The 24048-nt window shown below is 75.6% G+C and carries 19 protein-coding genes; 12 read left to right on the forward strand and 7 right to left on the reverse strand.

Annotated elements, in window-relative coordinates; genetic code table 11:
* Nucleotides 1–568 precede the first annotated feature (568 nt).
* The 6 genes from D5H75_RS24310 to D5H75_RS24335 are packed head-to-tail and all read left to right on the forward strand — an operon-like array spanning nucleotide 569 to nucleotide 8656.
* Entirely contained in the window at nucleotides 569–658 is a 90-nt protein-coding gene (locus tag D5H75_RS24310; protein ID WP_119928833.1) for a K(+)-transporting ATPase subunit F, read from the forward strand.
* Nucleotides 658–2319 carry a potassium-transporting ATPase subunit KdpA gene (gene kdpA / locus D5H75_RS24315; protein ID WP_119928834.1) on the forward strand — a complete coding sequence of 554 codons (1662 nt, stop codon included), beginning with the start codon at nucleotides 658–660 and terminating at the stop codon, nucleotides 2317–2319. Before D5H75_RS24310 ends, kdpA begins: the two co-directional genes overlap by 1 nt.
* Nucleotides 2320–4467, forward strand: coding sequence for a potassium-transporting ATPase subunit KdpB (kdpB, locus tag D5H75_RS24320; RefSeq protein ID WP_119928835.1), 2148 nt, complete (start codon nucleotides 2320–2322; stop codon nucleotides 4465–4467).
* Complete coding sequence (locus tag D5H75_RS24325; RefSeq protein WP_119928836.1) at nucleotides 4468–5343, forward strand: potassium-transporting ATPase subunit C; 876 nt, start codon at nucleotides 4468–4470, stop codon at nucleotides 5341–5343.
* A 59-nt stretch (nucleotides 5344–5402) separates the two neighbouring features.
* The gene (locus D5H75_RS24330; RefSeq protein WP_119928837.1) at nucleotides 5403–7991 is read left to right on the forward strand and encodes a DUF4118 domain-containing protein; all 2589 of its coding nucleotides are present in this window, start codon (nucleotides 5403–5405) and stop codon (nucleotides 7989–7991) included.
* Complete coding sequence (locus D5H75_RS24335; protein WP_119928838.1) at nucleotides 7988–8656, forward strand: response regulator; 669 nt, start codon at nucleotides 7988–7990, stop codon at nucleotides 8654–8656. The genes D5H75_RS24330 and D5H75_RS24335 overlap by 4 nt, the downstream gene beginning before the upstream one ends.
* A gap of 22 nt (nucleotides 8657–8678) precedes the next feature.
* Here D5H75_RS24335 and D5H75_RS24340 read toward each other — a convergent pair whose 3' ends face one another.
* On the reverse strand, nucleotides 8679–9983 hold the full coding sequence (locus tag D5H75_RS24340; RefSeq protein WP_119928839.1) for an erythromycin esterase family protein: 1305 nt from the start codon (nucleotides 9981–9983) through the stop codon (nucleotides 8679–8681).
* A gap of 59 nt (nucleotides 9984–10042) precedes the next feature.
* Between D5H75_RS24340 and D5H75_RS24345 the strand changes: the two genes are divergently transcribed.
* The gene (locus tag D5H75_RS24345; RefSeq protein ID WP_119928840.1) at nucleotides 10043–10585 is read left to right on the forward strand and encodes a helix-turn-helix domain-containing protein; all 543 of its coding nucleotides are present in this window, start codon (nucleotides 10043–10045) and stop codon (nucleotides 10583–10585) included.
* 268 nt (nucleotides 10586–10853) lie between these two features.
* Nucleotides 10854–12605, forward strand: a complete 1752-nt coding sequence (locus D5H75_RS24350; RefSeq protein WP_119928841.1) for a pentapeptide repeat-containing protein — start codon at nucleotides 10854–10856, stop codon at nucleotides 12603–12605.
* Between the two features lie 132 nt (nucleotides 12606–12737).
* Here the strand turns inward: D5H75_RS24350 and D5H75_RS24355 are convergent, their stop codons facing one another.
* Nucleotides 12738–14105, reverse strand: a complete 1368-nt coding sequence (locus tag D5H75_RS24355; protein ID WP_242454481.1) for an MFS transporter — start codon at nucleotides 14103–14105, stop codon at nucleotides 12738–12740.
* 57 nt (nucleotides 14106–14162) lie between these two features.
* Between D5H75_RS24355 and D5H75_RS24360 the strand changes: the two genes are divergently transcribed.
* The gene (locus D5H75_RS24360) at nucleotides 14163–15143 is read left to right on the forward strand and encodes an ArsR/SmtB family transcription factor (protein ID WP_119928842.1); all 981 of its coding nucleotides are present in this window, start codon (nucleotides 14163–14165) and stop codon (nucleotides 15141–15143) included.
* Nucleotides 15144–15249: 106 nt separating this feature from the next.
* Nucleotides 15250–15735 carry a hypothetical protein gene (locus tag D5H75_RS24365; RefSeq protein WP_147425268.1) on the forward strand — a complete coding sequence of 162 codons (486 nt, stop codon included), beginning with the start codon at nucleotides 15250–15252 and terminating at the stop codon, nucleotides 15733–15735.
* A 70-nt stretch (nucleotides 15736–15805) separates the two neighbouring features.
* Here the strand turns inward: D5H75_RS24365 and D5H75_RS24370 are convergent, their stop codons facing one another.
* Nucleotides 15806–17779, reverse strand: coding sequence for a ricin-type beta-trefoil lectin domain protein (locus D5H75_RS24370; RefSeq protein ID WP_202638458.1), 1974 nt, complete (start codon nucleotides 17777–17779; stop codon nucleotides 15806–15808).
* A 111-nt stretch (nucleotides 17780–17890) separates the two neighbouring features.
* Nucleotides 17891–18448, reverse strand: coding sequence for a TetR/AcrR family transcriptional regulator (locus D5H75_RS24375; RefSeq protein ID WP_119928845.1), 558 nt, complete (start codon nucleotides 18446–18448; stop codon nucleotides 17891–17893).
* Between the two features lie 76 nt (nucleotides 18449–18524).
* Between D5H75_RS24375 and D5H75_RS24380 the strand changes: the two genes are divergently transcribed.
* Both D5H75_RS24380 and D5H75_RS24385 read left to right on the forward strand, forming a co-directional pair.
* A complete protein-coding gene (locus D5H75_RS24380) occupies nucleotides 18525–19502 on the forward strand; it encodes a DsbA family protein (protein ID WP_119928846.1) in 978 nt (325 codons plus the stop codon).
* Between the two features lie 708 nt (nucleotides 19503–20210).
* Complete coding sequence (locus tag D5H75_RS24385) at nucleotides 20211–20783, forward strand: YdeI/OmpD-associated family protein (RefSeq protein ID WP_242454482.1); 573 nt, start codon at nucleotides 20211–20213, stop codon at nucleotides 20781–20783.
* A gap of 33 nt (nucleotides 20784–20816) precedes the next feature.
* Here the strand turns inward: D5H75_RS24385 and manA are convergent, their stop codons facing one another.
* The 3 genes from manA to D5H75_RS24400 are packed head-to-tail and all read right to left on the reverse strand — an operon-like array spanning nucleotide 20817 to nucleotide 23983.
* Nucleotides 20817–22037, reverse strand: a complete 1221-nt coding sequence (gene manA / locus D5H75_RS24390; RefSeq protein WP_202638459.1) for a mannose-6-phosphate isomerase, class I — start codon at nucleotides 22035–22037, stop codon at nucleotides 20817–20819.
* A 58-nt stretch (nucleotides 22038–22095) separates the two neighbouring features.
* Entirely contained in the window at nucleotides 22096–23034 is a 939-nt protein-coding gene (locus D5H75_RS24395) for an ROK family protein (RefSeq protein WP_119928848.1), read from the reverse strand.
* Between the two features lie 52 nt (nucleotides 23035–23086).
* Nucleotides 23087–23983: a DUF7158 domain-containing protein gene (locus D5H75_RS24400; protein WP_202638460.1), complete on the reverse strand. Its 897-nt coding sequence runs from the start codon at nucleotides 23981–23983 to the stop codon at nucleotides 23087–23089.
* Between the last annotated feature and the right edge of the window lie 65 nt (nucleotides 23984–24048).

Consider the following 24048-nt stretch of genomic DNA (forward strand, 5'->3'; position numbering starts at 1 on the left):
GTGTCCGGGACGACGCTAGCGATCACCGGGCCCCGGTCGCAAATCCGCCCAGACGGTCCCTCGGGCCTGGCGCTCACGGCCCTGACCCACCACCCCGCCGCCGTGCTCGCGGGGGGACCGTCTTCGGCGCGGGCTCCGCCGTCTTCGGCGCGGGCGCCGCCGTCTTCGGCCTCCTCGCGGCGCACACCGGATACCCCCTCGCCTTCGCCGCCACCGCCCTCACGGCCCTCGCCGCCCTCCCCCTGGCCCGCGCCGGCCGCGCCGCCCGCCGTACCGCGGTCTGACCGCCCGCACCCCCTCCCGGGCGGGGCGGACCGGCGCGCGTGTAGGGAGGGCGTAGGGGCGTCGTACGGGGGGCGTCAATTTTTCCCTGCGGGGCGTACGAGAGGCGTCAATACCGGACATAAGCCTCAAATTCCGCGCTTGTCTTGCTCCTGCGCACGCCGATCCGGCGTGCGGCGACAGAGCGGGAGATGTGAGGAGTGAAGGTGGCCGACGTCATCTTCCTGGCCCTGACCGTCGCGGTGTTCGCGGTGGCGGGGCTGGTCGTGCGGGCGGTGGAGCGGCTGTGAGCGCCGTCAACGCCGCCGGGCTGGTGGTGGCCGTCGCGGTGGTGGTCTTCATGATCGCCGCACTGGTCTTCCCGGAGTGGTTCTGATGGGGTCCGCCGCGGCGGGCGCGCTGTTCGCGGGGTCGCTCATCGTCGCGCTCGCCCTGGCGTACCGGCCGCTGGGCGACTACATGCACCGCGTCTACACCAGTCCCCGGCACACCCGGGTGGAGCGGGCGATCTACCGGCTGGCCGGGATCAGCCCCGACGCCGAGCAGCGCTGGGGGGCGTACGCGCGTGCCGTGCTCGCGTTCTCGGCGCTGTCGATCCTGTTCCTGTACGGCCTGCAGCGGCTCCAGGACCGGCTGCCGCTCAGCCTGGGGATGAGGCCGGTCGAGCCCGCGCTCGCCTGGAACACGGCCGTCAGCTTCGTGACGAACACGAACTGGCAGGCGTACTCCGGCGAGTCCACGATGGGGCACCTCGTCCAGACGGGCGGGCTCGCCGTGCAGAACTTCGTCTCGGCGGCCGTCGGCATGGCGGTGGCGATCGCGCTGGTGCGCGGGTTCGCCCGGAGGAAGGCCGAGACGCTCGGCAACTTCTGGGTGGACCTCGTGCGCGGCACGCTGCGCGTCCTGCTGCCCATCGCGTTCGCCGCCGCGATCCTGCTGGTGGCGGGCGGCGCGATCCAGACCTTCGCCGAACACGGGACCTGGACCACGCTGACCGGCGGCGAGCAGGCGTTCACCCCGGCCGCCGCCGCCTCCCAGGAGGCGATCAAGGACCTCGGCACCAACGGGGGAGGCGTCTTCAACGTCAACTCCGCCCACCCGTTCGAGAACCCGACGGCCTGGACGAACTGGATCGAGATCTTCCTGCTCACGGTGATCGCCTTCGCCCTGCCCCGCACGTTCGGGCGCATGGTGGGCGACGACCGGCAGGGCTACGCGATCGTCGCGGTCATGGCCACGATCTTCACCGCCAGTCTGGTGCTGACGAACTGGGCCGAGCTGAGCGCGGGCGGCACGGTGCCGCAGGCGATCGGGGCCGCGATGGAGGGCCGGGAGACCCGCTTCGGCGTCTCGAACTCGGCGGTGTTCGCCTCGGCGACCACGCTCACGAGCACCGGCGCGGTCGACTCCTTCCACGACTCCTACACCGCGCTCGGCGGCGGCATGCTGATCTTCAACATGCTGCTCGGCGAGGTCGCGCCCGGCGGCGTCGGCGCGGGCCTGTACGGCATGCTCGTGCTCGCCGTGATCACGGTGTTCGCCGCCGGGCTGATGGTCGGCCGCACCCCGGAGTACCTCGGCAAGCGCGTCGGCCCCCGCGAGATCAAGCTCGCCTCGCTGTACTTCCTGGTCACCCCGGTCCTCGTGCTGACCGGGACGGCTCTGGCGATGGCCACGGAGACGGGCCGCGGGGCGATGCTCAACGGCGGGCCCCACGGGTTCTCCGAGATCCTCTACGCCTACGCCTCGGCCTCCAACAACAACGGCTCGGCGTTCGCCGGGGTGAGCGTGAACACCCCCTTCCACAACACCACGCTCGGCCTGTGCATGGCGCTCGGCCGCTTCCTGCCGATCGTGCTGGTGCTGGCCCTGGCCGGCTCGCTCGTACGGCAGGCGCCCGCACCCGTCACCGCCGGGACGCTGCCCACCCACCGGCCGCAGTTCGCCGCCATGGTCGCCGGCGTCACGCTCGTGCTGGTGGCGCTGACCTACCTCCCGGCGCTGGCGCTGGGACCGCTCGCGGAGGGAATCCGTTAGATGTCCGTCCAGACACTCGGCGCGCCCCGCCGTACCCCCGGGAACGCGCGGCGGCCCGGCGGCCCGGGCAGGGCCGGCGGCCTGCTCGACCCGCGGCAGCTCGCCAGGTCGCTGCCGGACGCGCTGCGCAAGCTCGACCCGAGGAAGCTGTGGCGCAACCCGGTCATGCTCATCGTCGAGATCGGCGCGGTGTTCACCACGGTCCTGGCGGTGCTGGACCCGTCGTTCTTCGCGTGGGCGCTCGTCGCCTGGCTCTGGCTCACGGTGATCTTCGCGAACCTCGCCGAGGCCGTGGCCGAGGGCCGGGGCCGGGCGCAGGCCGCCACCCTGCGCGCGGCCCGGCGCGACACGGTGGCCCGCAGGCTGCGGGACCGGGCCGCCCGCGACCGCTGGGACACCGTCGCGGCGACCGAGCTGCGCCCCGGCGACCTCGTGGTCGTCGAGGCCGGGGAGGTCATCCCCGGCGACGGCGACGTGGTCGAGGGCATCGCCTCGGTGGACGAGTCGGCGATCACCGGCGAGTCGGCCCCGGTCATCCGGGAGTCCGGCGGCGACCGGTCCGCCGTGACCGGCGGCACGCGGGTGCTCTCCGACCGGATCGTCGTCGAGATCACCCAGCGGCCGGGCGAGAGCTTCGTGGACCGGATGATCGCCCTGGTCGAGGGCGCGAACCGGCAGAAGACCCCCAACGAGATCGCGCTGAACGTCCTGCTCGCCGCGCTCACGATCGTCTTCCTGGTCGCGACCGTGACCATGCAGCCGATGGCGATCTTCGCCAAGGCGGCCAACCCCGGCGTGCCCGACTCGCTCGCCCTCGACGCCCACGGCGTCACGGGCCTGGTGCTGGTCGCGCTGATCGTCTGCCTGATCCCCACCACCATCGGCGCGCTGCTGTCGGCGATCGGCATCGCCGGCATGGACCGCCTGGTCCAGCGCAACGTGCTCGCGATGTCCGGCCGGGCGGTCGAGGCCGCCGGGGACGTGTCCACGCTGCTGCTCGACAAGACCGGCACGATCACGCTCGGGAACCGCCAGGCGGCCGAGTTCCTCCCCGCGCCCGGGGTCCCCGCGGCGGAGCTGGCGGCGGCCGCCCAGCTCTCCAGCCTGGCCGACGAGACGCCCGAGGGCCGCTCGATCGTGGTCTTCGCCAAGCGGGAGCACGGCCTGCGCGAGCGCCCCCCGGGCGAGCTCGCGGACGCGGCCTGGGTGCCGTTCACCGCGCGGACGCGCATGTCCGGGGTGGACCTGGACGGGCGGGAGATCCGCAAGGGCGCGGCCGCCGCGATCCTGGGCTGGGTGCGCGAGCACGGCGGCCACCCGGCCGAGGAGGTGGGCGGCCTGGTGGACGGCGTCTCGGCGGGCGGCGGGACCCCGCTGGTCGTGGCCGAGCGGGTGAACGGCCGGGCCCGGGTCCTCGGCGTGATCCACCTGAAGGACGTGGTGAAGGAGGGCATGCGCGAGCGCTTCGACGAGATGCGGCGCATGGGCATCCGCACCGTCATGATCACCGGGGACAACCCGCTCACCGCGCGGGCGATCGCCGAGGAGGCGGGCGTGGACGACTTCCTCGCCGAGGCCACCCCCGAGGACAAGCTCGCGCTGATCAGGAAGGAGCAGGAGGGCGGCCGGCTGGTCGCGATGACCGGGGACGGCACCAACGACGCGCCCGCCCTGGCCCAGGCCGACGTGGGCGTCGCGATGAACACCGGCACCTCGGCCGCCAAGGAGGCCGGGAACATGGTGGACCTGGACTCCGACCCGACCAAGCTCATCGAGATCGTCGAGATCGGCAAGCAACTGCTGATCACCCGGGGCGCGCTGACCACGTTCTCCATCGCCAACGACATCGCGAAGTACTTCGCGATCATCCCGGCGATGTTCGCCGCGCTCTACCCGGGCCTGGACACGCTCAACGTCATGCGCCTGGCCGGCCCGCAGTCCGCGATCCTCTCCGCCGTCATCTTCAACGCGATCGTCATCGTCGCGCTGATCCCGCTCGCCCTGCGCGGCGTCCGCTACCGCCCGAGCGGCGCGTCCAGGCTGCTCTCGCGCAACCTGCTGGTGTACGGCCTGGGCGGCGTCGTCGCGCCGTTCCTCGGCATCAAGCTCATCGACCTGCTCATCCAGTTCCTCCCGGGGATGTCGTAAATGAACCATCTGCCCGGCTGGGTCCGCCGGCACGTCGCCGCCCTCCGCGCGCTGCTCGTGCTCACGGTGGTCACCGGCGTCGTCTACCCCCTCGCCGCCACCGGCGCCGCCCAGGCCCTGTTCCACGAGAAGGCGAACGGCTCGCGCGTCCAGAAGGACGGGAAGACCGTCGGCAGCGCGCTGATCGGCCAGTCCTTCACGGACGAGGACGGGAACCCGGTCAGGAAGTACTTCCAGAGCCGCCCGTCCGCCGCCGGGGACGGCTACGACCCCACGTCCACCTCCGCGAGCAACCTGGGCCCGGAGGACGTCGTGGACACCCTCCCCGTCCCCGGCGCCAAGGACGGCGAGGGAAACCCCGATGAGGGCAGGCGGTCCCTGCTCACCCAGGTCTGCGCGCGGTCCAAGGCCGTGGGGGAACTGGAGGGCGTCTCGGGCGCCCGGCCGTACTGCACGCCCGATGGCGTGGGCGCGGTGCTCAAGGTCTTCCCCGCCGTCGGCGCGCCGGCGCGGGCGGTGAGCGTCAACCAGGCCTGCCCGGCCGTGCCGTTCACCGCGACGTACCGGGGGGTGAAGGTCGAGTGCGCCATGCCCGGCGAGGACTACGGCGCCGGCCGGACGGTGCCCGTGCGCGGGAACGCGACCAGGCCCGCGGTGCCCGCCGACGCCGTCACCGCGAGCGGCTCCGGGCTCGACCCGCACATCTCCGTGGCGTACGCGCGGCTCCAGGCGCCCCGGGTGGCCCGGGAGCGGGGCCTGCCGCTCGCCCGGGTGACGGCGCTGGTCGAGGCGCACACGACCGGCCGTAGCCTGGGATTCATGGGCGAGCCGGCCGTCAACGTGCTGGAGCTCAACCTGGCCCTGGACCAGAGCTGACGAGGGCGGACGAGGGCGGACGAGGGCTGACGCCGTACGGCGGGAGCGTGGAAGGACCGATGGGCAGAGCGCGCGGGCGGTTGCGGGTCTATCTGGGCGCCGCGCCGGGCGTGGGCAAGACCTACGCCATGCTCGGCGAGGCGCGGCGGGCGCGCGAGCGCGGCCGGGACGTGGTGGTGGGGCTCGTGGAGACGCACGGGCGCCCGCTCACCGCCGAGCTGCTGGACGGGCTGGAGGTCCTGCCCCGGAAGACGATCACGCACCGGGGCGTGGCCTTCACCGAGCTGGACGCCGACGCGGTGATCGCCCGGCGGCCCCGGCTCGCGCTGATCGACGAGCTGGCGCACACCAACGTGCCCGGCTCGAAGAACGCCAAGCGCTGGCAGGACGTCGAGGAGATCCTCGACGCCGGGATCGACGTGCTGTCCACGGTCAACGTCCAGCACCTGGAGTCGGTCAACGACGTCGTCGAGCGGATCACCGGCGTCCCGCAGCGCGAGACGGTCCCCGACGAGGTCGTACGGCGGGCCGACCAGGTCGAGCTGGTGGACATGGCCCCCGAGGCGCTGCGGCGGCGGCTGGCCCACGGCAACGTGTACCCGCCGGAGAAGGTGGACGCGGCGCTGTCCAACTACTTCCGGGTCGGCAACCTGACGGCGCTGCGCGAGCTGGCCCTGCTCTGGGTCGCCGGGACGGTGGACGAGCAGCTCGACCGCTACCGCGCCGAGCACGGCATCGCCGGGACGTGGGAGGCCCGCGAGCGCGTCGTGGTCGCCCTCACCGGCGGCCCCGAGGGCGACACGCTCGTACGGCGGGCCGCCCGGATCGCCGCCAGGACCAAGGGCGCGGACCTGCTCGCCGTCCACGTCACGCGCGGGGACGGGCTCGCCGGGGCGGACCCGGCGAACCTGGCCAGGCAGCGCACGCTGGTCGAGAGCCTGGGCGGGACCTACCACCAGATCGTCGGCGACGACGTGCCGCGCGCCCTGCTGGACTTCGCGCGCGGGGTGAACGCGACGCAGCTCGTGCTGGGGGCGTCGCGGCGAGGCCGGTTCGCGCAGGTGCTCTCGCGCGGCGTCGGGGTGACGACGACGGCGATGTCCGGCCCGATCGACGTGCACATGGTCACCCACGAGGAGGTGCGCCGGGGGCGAAGGCGGATGTCGCGCTCGCGGGCGGCGCTCACGCGGGAGCGGCGGCTCGCCGGGTGGTGCCTGGCCGGGCTCGGGCTGCCCGCGCTCACGGCCCTGCTGGTGCCGTTCCGCGACTCGGTCACGCTGCCGAGCGAGATCCTGCTGTTCCTGCTCATGGTCGTCGGGGTCGCCCTGGCCGGGGGCCTGTGGCCCGCGATCACCGCCGCGTTCGGGGCGTTCCTGCTGCTCAACTACTTCTTCACGCCGCCGCTGAAGCAGTGGACGGTGGCCGAAGGGCAGAACTGGGTCGCGCTCACCGTCTTCGTCGTGGTCGCGGCGATGGTCAGCGCGGTCGTGGACCTGGCGGCCCGCCGTACCCGCGAGGCCGCGAACGCCGGGGCCGACGCGGAGGTGCTGGCGGCGCTGGCCGGGCACGTGCTGCGGGGCGAGTCGGCGCTGCCGTCGCTGCTGGCCCGGCTGCGGGAGACGTTCGGGCTCGCCTCGGTCACGCTGCTGGAGCGGACCGGGGCGCCCGGCCCCGCGGACCAGGCGGAGCCGGAGGCGTGGCGGATCGTGGGGGTCGCGGGCGGGCCGCCCAGCTCCTGTCCCGGGGCGGCCGACACGGACGTGGTGATCGACGACCGGCTCGTGCTCGCCGCGCGCGGGAGGCTGCTGGAGGCGTCCGACCGGCGGGTGCTGGAGGCGTTCGCCGCCGAGGCCGCGGTCGCGCTGCGGCAGGAACGGCTGCGCGCCGAGGCCGAGAAGGCCCGCCCGCTGGCCGAGGCCGACAAGATGCGGACGGCGCTGCTGGCCGCCGTCAGCCACGACCTGCGCACGCCGCTGGCCTCGGCGAAGGCCGCGGTGGAGAGCCTGCGCACGACCGAGATCGACTGGTCGCCGCAGGACCGGGACGAGCTGCTGGCCACGGCCGACGAGTCGCTGGCGCGGCTGGACCGGCTGGTGGCCAACCTGCTGGACATGAGCCGGCTCCAGGCGGGCGCGCTCGGCCTCACCCTCCAGCCGGTCGCGCTGGAGGAGGTCGTGCCCCGCGCCGTGGACGACCTGGGCCCGCTCGCCGGCCGGATCCAGGGGGAGATCTCGATGGAGCTCCCGGAGATCGAGGCCGACCCCGCCCTGCTGGAGCGCATCCTGGCCAACCTCATGTCCAACGCCGTGCGCTACAGCCCGCCCGAGGCGCCCGTCGTGATCACCGCGAGCCGGCACGGGCCGTACGCGGAGATCCGGGTGATCGACCGGGGGCCGGGCATCCCGCCCGAGGCCCACGACCGGGTGTTCATGCCGTTCCAGCGGCTCGGCGACCGCGACAACCACACCGGGGTCGGCCTGGGGCTGGCCCTCTCGCGCGGGCTGGCCGAGGCCATGGGCGGCACGCTCACCCCCGAGGAGACCCCGGGGGGCGGCCTCACGATGATCCTGACCCTGCCCATCGCCTCCCGGGCCGGAGACGGCATGATCGGGGGGCATGGAGACGGCGTGACCCGGGAGACGGCATGACCCGCATCCTCGTCGTGGACGACGAACCCCAGATCCTGCGCGCGCTGCGCATCAACCTCGCCGCCCGCCAGTACGAGGTCGCCACCGCGCCGGACGGCAACAGCGCCCTGCGCCAGGCCGCCGACTGGCACCCCGACCTGGTGCTCCTCGACCTGGGGCTGCCCGACATCGACGGCGTGGACGTCATCCACGGCCTGCGCGGCTGGACCTCGATCCCGATCGTCGTCCTCTCCGGCCGGGCCGGCAGCCAGGACAAGATCGAGGCGCTGGACGCGGGGGCCGACGACTACGTCACCAAGCCCTTCAACATCGAGGAACTCCTCGCCCGCGTCCGCGCGGTCACCCGCCGCACCGCCGTGCAGGACGCCGAGCTGGCCCGCGTCCAGATCGGGGACCACGTGGTGGACCTCGTGAGCAAGACCGTCTCCGGCGGCGTGCGGCTGACGCCGACCGAGTGGCACATGCTCGAACTGCTGCTCCGCAACCCCGGCAGGCTGATCAGCCAGCGGCAGATGCTCGCCGAGGTCTGGGGCAGCAAGCACCTCAGGGAGACCCACTACCTGCGCCAGTACATGGCCCAGCTCCGGCGCAAGCTCGAACGCGACCCCGCCAGGCCCGCCCACCTGATCACCGAGCCCGGCATGGGGTACCGCTTCCAGCCGTGAGCCCGCCGGGACGGCCCGGGGCTCAGCGGGAGAGCCACGCGGTGAACGCGCGGCGGACGTCCTCCGGAGCGTGGGCGACGGCGTCCGGGTCGGGGGCGGCGGCGGTGACGCGGGGCAGGTGGACCAGCAGGTCGAAGGACTCCAGCGGGTCCTGCTCGCCGTAGAGGTCGGCGAGGCCGCGGTGCCGCCGCGCGGCGCGGACGGCGGCGGCGTCGGCCGCGGACAGCCGCCGCAGGTCGGCCGCGAAGGGGCCGTCGTGGCTGTCGTCCATGAGCGCGTCGAGGCTGCCGGGCTCGGGCGGCGGCAGCTCGGCGAAGAGGGTCCCCGTGTAGAAGTCGGGGCCGGTGTTCAAGATCGCCCCGGTCCCGGAGGTCGTGCCGATCGCCACGTAGCCGTCGCCGAGCCGTTCGGCCAGGTGCGCGCCCATCGGGACCATCGCGGGGACGCCGGGCAGGGCGAGGGGGCCGCGCTGGACGTGGCCGTTGTGGGCGGCGAGGACGACGCGCTCCTCCCGCTCCAGGATCCACCCGACGGTGTCCGCGATCGCCGCGTCGCGCTCGTTCATCGCCGTCTCCTGATCGCCCCGGGCCAGGGCGCGCACGACGAGGTCCAGCGCGATCGTGGTCTCCAGGGTGCGCGCCGCCCGGCCGTACGTCCCGGGGCCGGTGCGGGCCTGGAACTCCCGGCGGCGGGCCCGCAGGCGGGCGGCCAGGTCCGCGAGGCCCGCCGTGTAGGCGTCCCTGGCCTCCTCCGCGAGCTCCGCGTACGCCCCCATGACCTGGGGCGCGGCGAACGCCGAGGTCCCCGCGAAGGCCGCGGCGGTCTCCCGCGGGGCCGCGCCGGGCCGGAGCTCCGGATCGGCCTCCGCGAGGTAGCCGAGCACCGCGTCCAGGCCCGGCAGCGGGGAGACCATGGACCCGGGCAGGTCGATGCCGTAGAAGGCGAAGCCGGCCCGCTCGTGGCGGCGGCGCATCCACTCCAGTTGGTCCCGCATCGGCGTCCACATGCCCATCAGCGACGTGATCCCGTTCGCCAGGATCCACCCGAGGTCGCCGCCGCCGCCCCGCACCCAGTCGTCCACCGCCCAGCTCTCGGCGAACCCGGTCTCCATGGCGTACGCGGCGAACCCGTGCCGCTCGGCCAGGTACCGCAGCAGCCGGTGCCGCAGCTCGTAGAACTCCCGGTTGTAGTGCGCGCTCTCCCCGATCGCCACCACCCGCGCGTCCCCGACCGCCTCGTCCAGCCAGCCGAGGTCGTCCAGCGCCGCCGCCGGGTCGAGCGTGCGCAGCGGCCGTACCGCGTCCGCGCTCAGGCGGATCGTCTTCATGGTCACATTCACTCCTTTTCCAATTTTGGGAACGGTACCAGATATGGGAACGTAGGGCCATGGACGCCTTGGACCTGCTTCTCCATCCCGTACGGCTGCGCATCGTGCACGCCATGTCCGGCGGATCCACCCGCACCACCGCCGACCTGTGCGCCCGGCTCTCCGACGTCCCCAAGACCACCGTCTACCGCCACGTCGCCCTCCTGGCCGAGGCCGGCGTCCTGGAGGTGGCGAGCGAGCAGCGGGTCCACGGGGCGGTCGAACGCCGCTACCGCCTCCGCCGCGACCGCGCCAGGATCGACGGCGACTCGATGTCCCTGGACGACCACCGCCAGGCGTTCCCCGCCGCCCTGGCCACCCTCCTGGCCGAGTTCGACGCCTACCTGAGCCGCGAGGGCGCCGACCCCTCCGCCGACCTCGTCGGATACCGCCAGCTCATCCTGTGGCTGACCAGGGAGGAGCTGAAAGAGGTGATCGCCGAGTTCACCCAGGTCCTGTCCAGGCACTGGCACAACGCCCCGACCGGCGGCCGCGCCCCCTACCTGCTCAGCCCCATCGTCTTCCCCACCGCCACCCCCGCGGACCCCGACCCCGTCCCCTGACCCGGGCCTACGGCTCCCGCCCGGCACCGCGCCGCCGTACGGCTCCCCCCGCCCGCCGTACGGCTCCCGCCCCCCGCCCCGGGCGAACGGCTCCCGCCCACCCCGCACAGGCCGTACGGCCCGGCCGGGTCAGACCGCCCGGCACACGGGGGGCGCGGAGGAGCGGGCCGCCTTCCGGTCCCTCCTTCTCCGCCACCTCCTGATGTCGCTCCGGTCCCCGGCGGGCGGGGGGTTGTTGGCGGGGGGCGAGTTGTCTAGCGTGCGGCTTGTGGTGGCTGCGGCTGAGGACGGGACCGGGCGGGTCGTACGGCTCGCCGCGGCGCTGAAGGGGCTCTCCCGGGAGGCCGGAGGGCGATACGTCGTCGCCGGGGCCGACTTCGCGGGGGCGCGGATCGACGCGAGCGGGGTGCGCGGCGTCGTGTTCTCCGGGGCGGCGTCGTTCGCGGGGGCCGAGTTCACCGGCGACGCGGACTTCACGGCCGTCACCTTCCAGGACCGGGCCGACTTCGAGGGCGCCGTCTTCGAGGGGGCGGCGGGTTTCCAGGGGGCGGTCTTCGAGGGGGACGCGATCTTCCGGCGCGTCCGGTACGCGGCCCCGGCGGACTTCGGCGGGGCCGTCTTCAAGGGCGCGGCCCGGTTCGGCGGGTCCGCGTTCGAGGGCCCGGGCCGTTTCGCGGACGCCGAGTTCGCCGCCGAGACCGACTTCGCCGGGACCGGCTTCGCGGGCGACGCCGATTTCGTCGGGGCGGCACTCGGCGACGCCGACTTCACCGGGACCGTCTTCTCCCGCCGCGCGGCGTTCGTGGACGCCGCCGTGGGGCCGGTGCGGTTCCACGACACGGTGTTCGGGGAGGAGGCGGACTTCTCCGGCGCCGCGTTCTCCGGGTACACCCGGTTCCGGCGGACCGGGTTCCGCGGCGGCGCGCGGTTCGCCGGGGCGGCGTTCACGGGGGACGCGCTGTTCGAGGACGTGCGGTGCGCGGGGCAACTGCGGCTGTCCCGGAGCCGGTGGGAGCGGTCGGCCGTGCTGGGCCGGGTCGAGGCGGGCGAGGTGGACCTGGCGCTGGCGAGTTTCCAGCGGCTCGCGCGGGTGGAGCTCACGGCGGAGACGGTGCGCTTCGACCGGACGAGCTTCCCCGGCGGGGCCCGCCTGCTCGTGGACCGGGCGGAGGTGTGGCTGGACGACGTGGAGTTCGGGGCGGCGTCGGTGTTCGGCGCCCGGCGCGACACCCACGTCGGGCAGGTCTTCGCGGACCGGCCCGTCCTGCGCGGCGTGGCGGGGACCGACCTGGCCAACCTCACCGTCGTCTTCTGCGACCTGTCCCGCTGCTCGTTCCGGGGCGCGTACAACCTGGACCGGATGCGCGTGGACTACATGAACGCGTTCGGCTCCTCCCCCGGCCGCCTCTTCGCGCGCCGCCGTACCCTCGCCGACGAGCACCGGTTCCGGGCGCTGCACGGACGGCCCCGCACGCGGCGGCGGTGGCGGCTCGCGGGGGACTCCGACGACGACCTGACGGCCGTGCGCGGCGGTGACGTCGGGGGCGACTACCACGCGCTGCGCAAGGGCCGCGAGGACGAGAAGGACGAGCCCGGGGCCGCGGACTTCTACTACGGCGAGATGGAGATCCGGCGGCTGTTCCTGCGCGCCGGGCTGCGCGGCGCGCTCCGGGGCCGCGAGTGGGGGCGCCTCGCGAGCACGTCCGGGGACTGGCTGCTGGTGACGCTGTACTGGCTGCTGTCCGGGTACGGCCTGCGCCTGTGGCGCGCGCTCACCGCCTTCGCGGTCCTGGTGGCGGTGGCCGCGGCGGCCTTCGTCGGGTGGGGGTTCCCGCCGGGCGCGACCCCGTCGTACCCGGACGCGGTGCGGTTCAGCCTGCGGTCGGCGGTCTCGCTGCTGCGCGGCCCGGAGGCGGCGCTGACCCCCGCGGGCGAGTGGATCGAGCTGGTGCTGCGGTTCACCGCCCCCGTCCTCCTCGGCCTGGCCCTGCTCGCCGTACGCGCCCGCGTGAAACGCTGACCCCGCGAGGAGCGGCCCCGGCGATCAGAGGTCGAGGGCGGCGAGCTGGGCGCGGGTGGAGACGTTGAGCTTGTGACCGCCCGGTCGGCGGGGCCCGCCGCCCTGGCCGCCGCCCGCGCGGTGAGCCGGTGTTCAGCGGCGGCGGGCGGGGGTCTCCCCGGGCCGGGGGCTCCGGCGCGGGCGGTACGGCGGCGCGGCCTCGCCCGGGTGCGGCGTGGTCTCGCCCGGCGGCGGGACGGCCTCGCCCGGGGGCGGCGCGGCCTCTCCAGACGGCGGGACGGCCTCGCCCGGCGGCGGGGCGGGGCGGGAACGGGCGAGGTGCAGGAGGTGGCGGGCCAGGGCCAGGGCGCAGAGGACGGCGGCGAGGAGGCACACGCCCGGCCAGCCCGCGCGGGCGTGGATCCGGGCCGCGAGCCACGAGCCCGCGCCGCCGCCGAGGTAGGCGCAGATCATGTAGGCGGTGGTGAGGCGGGCGCGGGCGTCGGCGCGGAGCGCCTGCACGCGGGCCGAGTTGGCGGTCATGCCGGACTGCATCGCCACGTCGAGCAGGAGCGTGCCCGCGACCAGGGCGGCCAGGCCGGCCGTACCGCCGAGGGAGCCGGCGGCCAGGACCGGGGCGGCGGCCAGGGCGCCGGTCAGGCAGACCGTGTTGACCCGGTCCGGGCCCCGGCGGTCCACCAGGCGGCCCGCGAGCGGCGTGCAGACCATGGTCGCCGCGCCGACCAGCGCCAGCGTCCCGGCCGCGCCCGCGCCCATGCCGTACTCCGGCCCGGTGATCAGCAGCGCGACGCCGGTCCACACCGCCGAGAAGGCGCCGAACACGGTGGCCTGGTAGAACGCGGACCGCCGCAGCTCCGGCTCGGCGAGCAGCAGCCGCAGCGGCTCGGCCAGGAGCCGGCCGTACGGCCGCCGCGCGCCCGGCGCGATGCGGGGCAGCGTGAACGCCAGGAGCGCGGCGAGGGCGAGGGCCACGGCGGCGGCCGCCAGGTAGGGGGCGCGCCAGCCGAACCGGTCGCCGAGGACCCCGGCGAGGGCGCGCGACAGCAGCATGCCGCCGGTGGAGCCGCTGAGCAGGACCCCGATCACCGCCCCGCGCCGGTCCGGGGCGGCGAGCCCGGCGGCCAGCGGCGAGACGAGCTGCGCGACGACGGTGGCGACGCCCGCGAGGAGGCTCGCCCCCGCCAGGTACGTCAGGGACGGCGCGCACGCGGCGGCCAGCAGCGCGGCCCCGGTGACGGTGAGCAGCGTGACGACGAGCCGGCGGGCCGGGAACCGGTCGCCCAGCGGCACGAGCAGGAAGATCCCGGCGGTGTACCCGAGCTGGGTCGCGGTCACCACCAGCGCGGCCGAGTCCGGGGACACGCCCAGCCCGGCGGCGACCAGCGGGCTCACCGCCTGCGGGAAGTAGACGTTGCCGACCGCGACGGCGCAGGTCACGGCCAGGAGCGACAGCAGCCCCCGGCTCATCCCGCCCGCCGGGGCGCGCGTGATCTCTGTCATGCGCGCCAGCTCACCCCGGCCGGGAGCGCCGCGGCAAAGAATGTAGCCTGGGGCTTAATGATCCGGTATGAGCTGGGCGTCGAGGACCTCGCGAGCACCCGCTTCGCGATCTCCCCGATGGAAGAGGTCATGTGCAGCCTGTGGGTGCTGCACGACCCCGGCCGGGTGGCGATCCACCTCCCCTGGCGCGCCGCCGTGCTCGGCCGCCTCGACCCGGCGGACACGCGCCTGCTGCTCACGCTGGTCGGGGACACGCTGGCGCTGCCGGACTTCCTCACCCCGCGCCCGGCGACGTTCGAGACCGCCTTCGAGGACCAGCTCGCCGTCGTGCGGTCCACGCCGCTCGCGCTCGTGCGCCGCGACATCCTCAACACCCACGCGGGCGGCCGCTTCCCCGAGGCCCTGGACGCCGTGCGCCACCCGGACGACGGTCCCGTGCGCGACCTGCTCGACTCGCTCTGCGCCCTGCTCGCGCGCTACTGGGACCTGGCCCTGCGGCCGTACTGGGACCGCATCCGGCTCGCCCTGGAGGCCGACGTCACCTACCGCGCCCGGCGGCTGGCGACCGGCGGCGCCCGCCTCCTGTTCGCCGACATGCACCCCAACCTGCGCTGGAGCGACGGCGTCCTGCACATCAGCCGGATGCTCGGCAGGCACCACGTCACCGCCGCCGGCCGCGGCCTCCTCCTGATCCCCTCCGTCTTCACCTACAAGCCGGTTCCGCCCTACAGCCCCGACGAGCCGCCCTCGATCGCCTACCCCTGCCGCGGCGCCGCCACCCTCTGGCACCGCGACCCCGGCCAGGACGACCCCGGCCTCAGCGCCCTCATAGGCCACCCCAAGGCCCGCATCCTCCACCTCCTGGCCGACCCCATGACCACCGGCGAACTGGCCCGCCGCCTGGAGGTCACCCCCAGCGCCGTCTCCCAGCACCTCCGCACCCTCCAGGCCACCGCCCTGGTCACCTCCACCAGAACCGGCCGCCACGTCCTCCACCACCGCACCCCCCTGGCCGACCAACTGACCACCCACCCCTGACCCCCGCCCGCCCTTCTCCCGGGAGTGTCATCTCACATGTACGGCGGGGCCTTGGCGGGCTCGCCGGAAGGGGCGGGGTGGGGGGTGGGGGTGGTTAGGTGGGGGGATGGCGGATGTCAGGGCGACCAGTTATGACGGGTTGATCTCGCGGGGTGTGGGCGGGGAGGAGTGGCGGGGGTTCTTGGCGGAGTGCTTCGGGGTGGGGGCGGAGGAGCTCTTCGTGGCGCACGGGGATCGGGTGAACGCGGAGCTGGCGGGCGTGCCGGAGGACGTCCGGTTCGCGGTGTTCTGCACCTACCAGGAGATGGGCGGGCACTTCGCGCAGAGCTTCGACGTGGGGATCGAGGGGCGGATGGCGGAGCGGGTGGGGCGGCGGGAGTTCGCCGAACGCCTGGCGGCGCGGTTCGACGCCTACGTCCTCTACGGGGACACCGAGCCGCCCGGGCTGTGGAGCCTGGTGCTGCCGGACGCGACGCGGTTGCTGGTGGCGATGGACGAGGAGGAGGACCGGGCGGAGATCTACCTGGCCACGGGGGTGATCCCGGGACTCCCCGACGTGCCGGTGGACGAGGGCCTGTGGGCGCTGCGGTGACCGTCCGGGCCCGCGCCGTCCCGGGTGTACGCCGGGACGGCGCGGGCGCCCGCCGCTCGGGCCGGGCGTCTCAGTAGACGTCGGCCGTCAGGAACTTCCAGGGGTCGGGCGTACGGCTCGCGCCGGGCGCCCAGCTCGCGGCGCGCTGGAGGGTGACCGGGGCGTTGTCGCCGGTGCCGGAGGCGCCGATCACCCACGACGGGTCCTTGCGCGAGGCGTACCCGCCGGGGACGGCGGTCCAGCGCATGGACGCGGCGTACTGCCCGACGGCCGAGGCGCACGTGGCGACCTGGACCGGCGTGCCCTGGGCCATCACCCCGCCCTCCACGTCGGCGCACATCCCGGGGTCGGCCAGGTTGTGGAGCTGCCCGGACACCGGGTTGAACGCCCAGAACTGGTCCGCGCCCCCGTCGCACGGGTAGAGCACGAGGTTCGCCCCGCTCGCGGGCCCGGACCCGGGCGCGTCCAGGCACCTGCCGCCCAGCTTGAGCTGGGTGTACGTCAGCGCCTTCCGCGTCTCCCACCGGAAGACCTGCCGCTGGTCGGTCCCGTCGCAGGCCGCCAGCACGAGCCGGTCGGCCAGGGCGCGAGCCGTACCGGGGAGCGTCGCGCACAGGGACGGGGCGCTCTCGGGACGCAGCCGCGCGCCGTCGTGGGTCCAGCGCTGCGCCGCGCTCGCGTTGCAGTCCCAGACCTGTACGGCGGTGCCGGCGGCGATCCGGCCGTCCTTGACGTCCAGGCAGCGGTCCTGCGACAACGCGGTGTGCACGGCCCGCGTGCCCGGGTCGTGCCAGAAGGCCTCGTTCAGCGTGCCCTCGCACGGCCAGGAGACGATCGCGCGGCCGTTGCGCGAGGAGTTGCCGTCCACGTCCAGGCAGTTCCCGGTGGCGGCGTGCCGGAGCTGGCGGAACTCCGGCAGGCCCGGGTACACCTTCGGGTTCAGCGAGCCCGCCGGGTTCATGCAGGCGGCCTGCGGCGCGGCGGAGCCGAAGAACTGCGTGAGGCAGGCGGCGAACGCGGCGTGGCCCCGCGTGTTGGGGTGGAAGGACTGCCGCACGGCGTTGGGGTCGAGCAGGTCGCCGTTGACCGCGTGCAGCCCGGTCACCCAGGTGGTGTCCTGGCAGACCTCGGTGCCGTGGAACAGCCGGGACGCGTCCAGGTAGCGCGCGCCCGCCTGCGCGGCGGCCCGCCGTACGCCCAGTTCCAGCAGGGGGACGGCCTTGTTGCGGGCGAAGGCCAGGTCGGCGAGGTACCCCAGGCAGCCGCCGCCGTACCAGCCGGGGAAGGACGGGTTGTCCTGCACGTCCGGGCTGGCCGGGCCGGGGTAGGACATGGAGACGAGCTGGTAGTCGGCGTCCGTGTACCCCGCGTCGGTCATGATCTTCCGTACGTCGGCGAGGGCCTTGGCCAGGCGCGGCACGACGAACTCCACCCGCTGCGCCCACGTCGGGTCGTGGCTCGGCCAGCAGGCGCCCTTGAACAGCACCCGCCGCTCCACGCAGTCGGTCATCGTGGGCCCGAACTCCGGCCCGCCGTCGTCGTTCGCGCCGGCGACGACCACGATCATGCGGACGCGGGTGTTCCGCGCCTTGATCGCCAGGTTGTCGCCCTGGTTGAGCTCCTCGTACTGGTGGGTGCCGCCGATCGTGAGGTCGTTGGTCTGGGCGCCGGAGCAGGACAGGTTGTACGTGACGTCGGCGGGGATCGCGGTCACGTGCACGGCGGCCTTGACCGACCGGTGGCACCAGTTGTCCGGGCCGTCGGTGCCGGGTTCGTAGAGGGAGCGGTCGAACGCCCCCTCGCCGGAGATCTCGCTGTCGCCCATCGAGGCCAGCGAGGTCTTCCGCTGCGCGAGCGGCCGGATCGCCGCGTCGCCGTACAGCGCGACGGACTCGGCCTTACGGATCTCTTCGAGGTGCGGCGGCAGCGGGGTCGCCGCCGCGAGGGGAGCCGCGGGCTCGGCCGCGCGGGCCGGGGTGACGGCGGCGAGGGCCGGGGTGAGGGCCACCGTCAGTGCGATCAGCAGGGGCAAGGGTCGGCGCATGGCGCACCTCCACTGAACATGAGCGCTACTCGCAAGTAACCCACAGATTCCAGAAAAGTGAACCCCCCTCATGTACCGATTTCCGGATCCGGTACGGCCTGAGCCCGCGGGTCAGGGGCGGAAGAGGCGCCAGAAGGCCAGGGCGGTGGCGTGCGCGGTGCCGGGGTGGCGGCCGGTGACCCAGTGGGCGATGACGCCGGTGAGGGCGCCGGCCAGGTAGGCGGCGTGGATCTCGGGGGCGACGTCGCCGTACCCCCCGGGGCGGGAGCCCTTGGCGAAGCGGGCCGCCAGCTCGGCCGTGAGGCGGTCGCGCATGCGGGTGGCGAAACGGGCGCTGCCCTGGGCGTCGAGCATGCGCGAGTAGAGGGTGGAGTTCGCCTCCACGTGCTCGAAGAGCTCGGCCAGGGGGCCGGGCACGGTGTCGCGGGGGGCGTCGAGCGGGCAGAGGGCGGCGGCCCTGGCGACGAGGGCGACGGCGTCCTCCATCGCGTCGGCGATCAGGCTGTCGATGTCGGGATAGTGCAGGTAGACGGTCGCCCGGTTGACCTCGGCGCGACCGGCCACCGCCGACATCGTGATCGAGCCGAGGGGGCGCTCGGCGGCCAGGTCGAGGATGGCCGCCCGCAGCCGGGCTCTCGTGCGCTGCGCGCGCGGATCGTCCAGGTTCACGGCAGAAACTATACGACAGGCGTCGCTTAATCGACATGTGTTGCTTAATCGACAAGTGTCGTCTAATGTGCTCGCCATGCGAATCGAGATCTGGGCGGACATGGCCTGCGCTTGGGCGTACATCGGGAAGCGGCGGCTGGAGAAGGCCCTGCGCGCGTGGGACGTGGAGCCGGTCGAGGTGGTGTGGCGGCCGTTCCGCATCGACCCCACCGCGCCGGCGCCCGGTGTCCCGATGGAGGGGCTGCTGCGGGACCCGCTGGTGGACGACGCGCTCCGGGCCTGCGCGCCGGGCCTGTCCCCGGCGGCGAACCGCGCGCGCGTCTCCGAGATCGCCGCGGCCGAGGGGATCGAGCCGTGGACGGGCTCGGCGTGGCGGGCCTCCACCCACGACGCGCACCGCCTGGCGGCCCTGGCGTACGAGCACGGCGGGGCCGCGCTCCAGGACGCCGTGGTGGAGGAGGTCCTGCGGGCCGGCTTCACCGAGGGCCTGGACCTCAGCCGGCCGGAGGTCCTCGCCGCCGTCGCGGAGCGGGCCGGGTTCGCGGCGGGCGCGGCGCTCCTGGCGGCGGGCGGGGCCGGCCACCTGGTGCGCGAGCTGCTGCTGACGGGCAAGGCGATGGGCGTCGCCACCTCCCCCACCCTGGTCGTGAACGGCCGGGCGCTGGCGGGGGCCCAGGCCCCGGAGACGATCCGGGAGTTCCTCGACGACGCCTCCCGGCACGTCACCCGGGACCTGCCCGCCGAGGTGGAGCGGTTCCGGCGGGCCGAGTCCCTGCTCGGCCGGCGGGACCCGCTGGGCGCGCTCACCCTGCTCCGCCCGCTCCTCGACGAGCACGGCGAGGACCGGGGCCTGCGCCTGCTGGCCGCCCGCGCCTACTACGCCTCCGCCCAGCTCGGCCGGGCCGCCGCCACCCTGGAGGGCCTGGTCGCCGAGAACCCGGACGACTCCTTCGCCCGCCACCTCCTCGGCCGCACCCTCCAGCGCCAGGGCCGGGCCGCGGAGGCCGCGCCCCACCTGGCCATGGCCGCCGCGATGGACCCCGAGTACGCCTGACCCGCGCTGTCGCGCCCGCACGCGCCCGCACCGCCGCCCCGGCGCGTGCGGGCGCGATCCGCGTACGGCCCCGCCCGGCCCGGCCCTCGCACGACCCTGCCCGAGCCGTCCCCGCGTACGGCCCCGCCCGGCCCGGCCCTCGCACGACCCTGCCCGAGCCGTCCCCGCGTACGGCCCCGCCCGGCCCGGCCCTCGCACGACCCTGCCCGAGCCGTCCCCGCGTACGGCCCCGCCCGGCCCGGCCCTCGCACGACCCTGCCCGAGCCGTCCCCGCGTACGGCCCCGCCCGGCCCGGCCCTCGCACGACCCTGCCCGAGCCGTCCCCGCGTACGGCCCCGCCCGGCCCGGCCCTCGCACGACCCTGCCCGAGCCGTCCCCGCGTACGGCCCCGCCCGGCCCGGCCCTCGCACGACCCTGCCCGAGCCGTCCCGCGTACGGCCCCGCCCGGCCCGGCCCCTGGTACGGCCGCCGCCAGGGCCGTCTCCCGGCACGGCCGCGCCTGAGCGGTCCCCCGGGCTCCGCATGTACGGCCGCGCCCGATCGTCCCCGGCCCGCTCCCGCCTCGCCCCCGCCGGCGCGGGCGCTCCGCCGTACCGGGAACGGGTCTGGACGAAAGGGCGGCGGAGGTGTGCTATCGCGGAATCACAGGTTCCGCAATGGGTCGTAGCGTCGGGGGTGTCAGAGCGAAACGGACGGCGGGAGGGTGTCGTGGAAGAGCTGAACGGGCTGGAGATCCTGGGCTTCGAGAAGGCCGCGCAGTGGGAGGAGTGGCTGGCCGCGAACGAGGAGAACACCGCCGGGGTGTGGGTGAAGATCGCCAAGAAGGGCGTGCCCGGGGTCAGCCGGGACGAGGCGCTGGACGCGGCGCTGTGCCACGGCTGGATCGACGGGCAGGCCAAGTCCTACGACGAGCGCTTCTACCTGCAGAAGTTCTCGCAGCGGCGGCGGCGCAGCGTGTGGTCGAAGGTGAACGTCGCCAAGGTCGCGGCCCTGACCGAGGCGGGCCGGATGCGGCCGCGCGGGCTCGCCGAGGTGGAGGCGGCCAAGGCGGACGGCCGCTGGGACGCCGCCTACGACTCGCCCGCCACCGCCGAGGTTCCGCCCGACCTCGCCGCCGCGCTGGAGGCGAACGACGAGGCCCGGGCGTTCTTCGAGACCCTGTCCAAGAGCGACCGGTACATCATCCTGCTCCGCCTGGCCACGGCCCTGAAGCCCGCGACCCGCGAGGCCCGGCTGAAGCGCATGATCGCCACCCTCGCCTCCGGCCGGAAGGTCACCTGAGGAACCTGAGCGCGGTACGGCCGAAGGCCCGCCTCACCCGGCCGCGGTCGCCTGGAACACCTCGCCCCGCCCGGCCAGGGTGACGGCGGGGACGGTCGCCGGGGCGAACGCCGCCCGGCCCGGGGTCAGAACGGTCCCGGCGGTCCCTACGTTCCCTGCGGTCCCTGCGGGGCCCGCCTCGACCGCGACCTCGCCGGACAGGCAGAGCAGGACGCGGGCGCCCGGCGCGGGGAGGTCCGCCCGCCGTACCCGCTCGTCCAGCGTGACTCGGGTCAGGGTGAACTCGCGGACGGGCGGGGACCAGCGCACCACGCCGGGGGCGACCTCCTCGGGGCGCATGACCGGGTCGGGCAGCGGCTCGAAGCGGAGCACGCGGAGCAGTTCGGGCACGTCCACGCGCTTGGGGGTGAGGCCGCCGCGGAGCACGTTGTCGCCGGAGGCCATCACCTCGACGCCGGTACCGCGCAGGTAGGCGTGCAGGTTCCCGGCGGGCATCCAGACGGCCTCGCCGGGGTTCAGCCGCACGTGGTTGAGCAGCAGCGAGACGATCACGCCCGCGTCGCCGGGGTAGTGCACGGCGAGCCGGGCGGCGACCTCGTACGCCGGGTCCACGTCGGCGAGCTTGGCGCACGCGGCGGTGGTCTCCCGGACGGCGCTGGCGCGGGCCGCCCCGGGCAGGGTCAGGACGCGGGTGACGGCCTCGCGCAACGCGGTCTCGGCGGCGGGCCCGCGCAGCAGGGCGGCGACGGGGCGCAGGGCGGGCACGCCGAGGCGGGTCAGCAGGTCCGCCGCCTCGCGGGGGTCGCGGAAGCCGCACAGCGCCTCGAAGTCGTCGGTGGCCACGAGGAGTTCCGGCTTGTGGTGCGGGTCCCGGTAGTTGCGCTCCTCCGGCGGCGGCCCCGCCGCCTCCTCGGCCGCGAACGCCGCCCGCGCGTGCGCCGCGTCCGGGTGGGCCTGGAGCGACAGCGGCTCCTCGGCGGCCAGGAGCTTCAGCAGGTACGGCAGGCGCGGGCCGAACTCGGCGGCCACCGCCGGGCCCAGGACGCCCTCGGGGTCGGCGGCCACGATCTCGTCCAGCGGCCGACCGTCCACGCGGGAGGGCGCCCCGGGGTGGGCTCCGAGCCACAGCTCGGCCTCGGGCCGGTCGCTGGGCACGGGACGGCCCTGGAGCGAGGCGATCACGGTGCGCGATCCCCAGGCGTACGGCTGCACGGTCCCGTCGAGCGGATACACGGCGGGCGGGAGGGCGGTCATGAGAGGGCTCCGGTGAGAACGGCGGGGCGGACGGGCACGACGGCGGGGTGGGCGGGGGTCACGCCGCGGCCCCGGCCGGCGCGGGCAGGCGGGTCAGGGCGGCGGCGCCGACCAGGCCCGCGTCGCCGATGAGGGTGGAGGGGGCGAGCTGGACGCGGCGCAGGAAGTCCAGGCCGGCCAGCCGGTCGAACCAGGCCCGCAGCGGGCCGAACAGCACGTCGGCGGAGCGGGCCACGCCGCCGCCGATCACCACGCGGTCCAGGTCCACGACGGCGGCGGCGGACAGCAGCGCGGCGGCCAGGGCGCGGGCGGCGCGGTCGAACGCGGCCAGGGCCACGGGGTCCCCGGCGCGGGCGTCGGCGGCGAGGACGGCTGCGTCGGCCTCCGGTTCCTCGGGACGCCAGCCCCGCCCCCGGGCCCAGCGGACCATCGCCGGGCCGGAGGAGCAGGTCTCCACGCAGCCGCGCGAGCCGCAGGCGCACGGCTCGCCCTCGGGGTCGGCGATCGCGTGGCCGAGGTGCCCGGCGTTGCCCGAGGGGCCGAAGCGCGGCATCCCGTCGAGCACCAGCCCGGCGCCGACGCCGGTGGACACCACGACGCCGAGGAGCGCGCGGGCTCCCGTCCCGGCTCCGGCGGCGTGCTCGCCGAGGGCGAAGCAGTGGCCGTCGCCCGCGAGCACCACCGGCCGGTCCAGGCTCTCGGCGAGCCTGTCCACCAGCGGGAACGCCCGCCACGCGGGAATGTTCACCGGGCTCACGGTTCCGGCGCGCGGGTCCAGCGGCCCGGCCGACCCCACCCCGACGGCCGCGCCGCGCGCCGTGTCCCCGGCGCCGGCCAGCACGTGCGCGGCGAGCCTTGAGACGGTGCGGAAGACCTCCTCGGGGTCCTCGGTGCGCGGCGTCGGCCGCGTCCAGCGGTGCGAGACGGCGCCGCCGGGATCGACGAGCGCCGCTGCGATCTTGGTGCCGCCGATGTCGATGGCGAGAGCGTGGGTCACGGGGGGTACTCCGTCGGTGCCAGGGATGTCCGGGGGCCGGGTCGCGGCCGGGTCAGTGCTTGTGGTGGTTGTCGGGCTGCGCCGGGTCGCCCGGGTGCTCCAGCCCCGGGACCAGCCGCAGCCGGTGCGCCCGCGCGTGGTCCAGCCATCGCACGAACGCCACCCGCCGCGCCGCGTCCCGCAGCCGCTCCGCCACCCCGTCCGATCCGGCCGCCCCGTCCGATCCGGCCGCCGCCGGGCCGTCCGGCGCGTCGGCCGCGTCCGGAGCGTCCGCCGGGCCGTCCGGCCGGTCGGTCCCGTCCGGAGCGGGGCCGTACGGCCGCGCCGCCGCGCCCGCGCCGCCGTACCCGCCGGGGAGGGTGGCGAGGAGGGTCGCGGTCCAGGGGCCGGCGGTGACCGTCTGCCCGGGTACGGCGGAGCGCAGCGCCCCGGCCAGTTCCCGGGGCAGGGAGGCGGGGTCGGCGTCGAACTCGCCGTCGGGGGTGCGCAGCCGCCACCCGGGCCCCGCGGGCGGTCGCGCCGTCGCGGCCCGGTAGGCGGCGACCTCCCCGGGCGGGACCTCGACGTCCGCCGTCACCGCGTCGTACACGGCGCGCACGGCGGCGCTGCCCTCGAACGCGGCCGCCGCGATGGAGCCCAGCTCGACGGCCGCGCGCTGGTCCAGCCGGACCGGCGGGGCGTCGCCCGCGTCCAGCCCGCGCGCGGCGGCCTCGGCGGCGCACAGCTCCTCGGTCAGCACGACCTGGGCGACCCAGCGGGTGAGCTGCCGGTCCTCCGCGCTCCCCGGCGCGGGCAGGGCCGCCGACCGGGGCCCGCCGCGCAGCGCCGCCAGCCGCCGGTCCAGTTCGGCCCGCGGGAGGGGCCGCCCGTCCAGCCAGCCCAGCACGGGGCCGACCCCCGGCGCCTCCGGGGGCCCGGTCACCGCCGCGCCCCCGCGCCCGTGGTCCACCTGTCCATGATCCACGTGCCCGTGACCCGCGTGACCGGAGCCCGCGTTATCGGAGCCCGTGTGCC

Source organism: Bailinhaonella thermotolerans (assembly GCF_003594875.1).
Lineage (GTDB): Bacteria > Actinomycetota > Actinomycetes > Streptosporangiales > Streptosporangiaceae > Bailinhaonella > Bailinhaonella thermotolerans.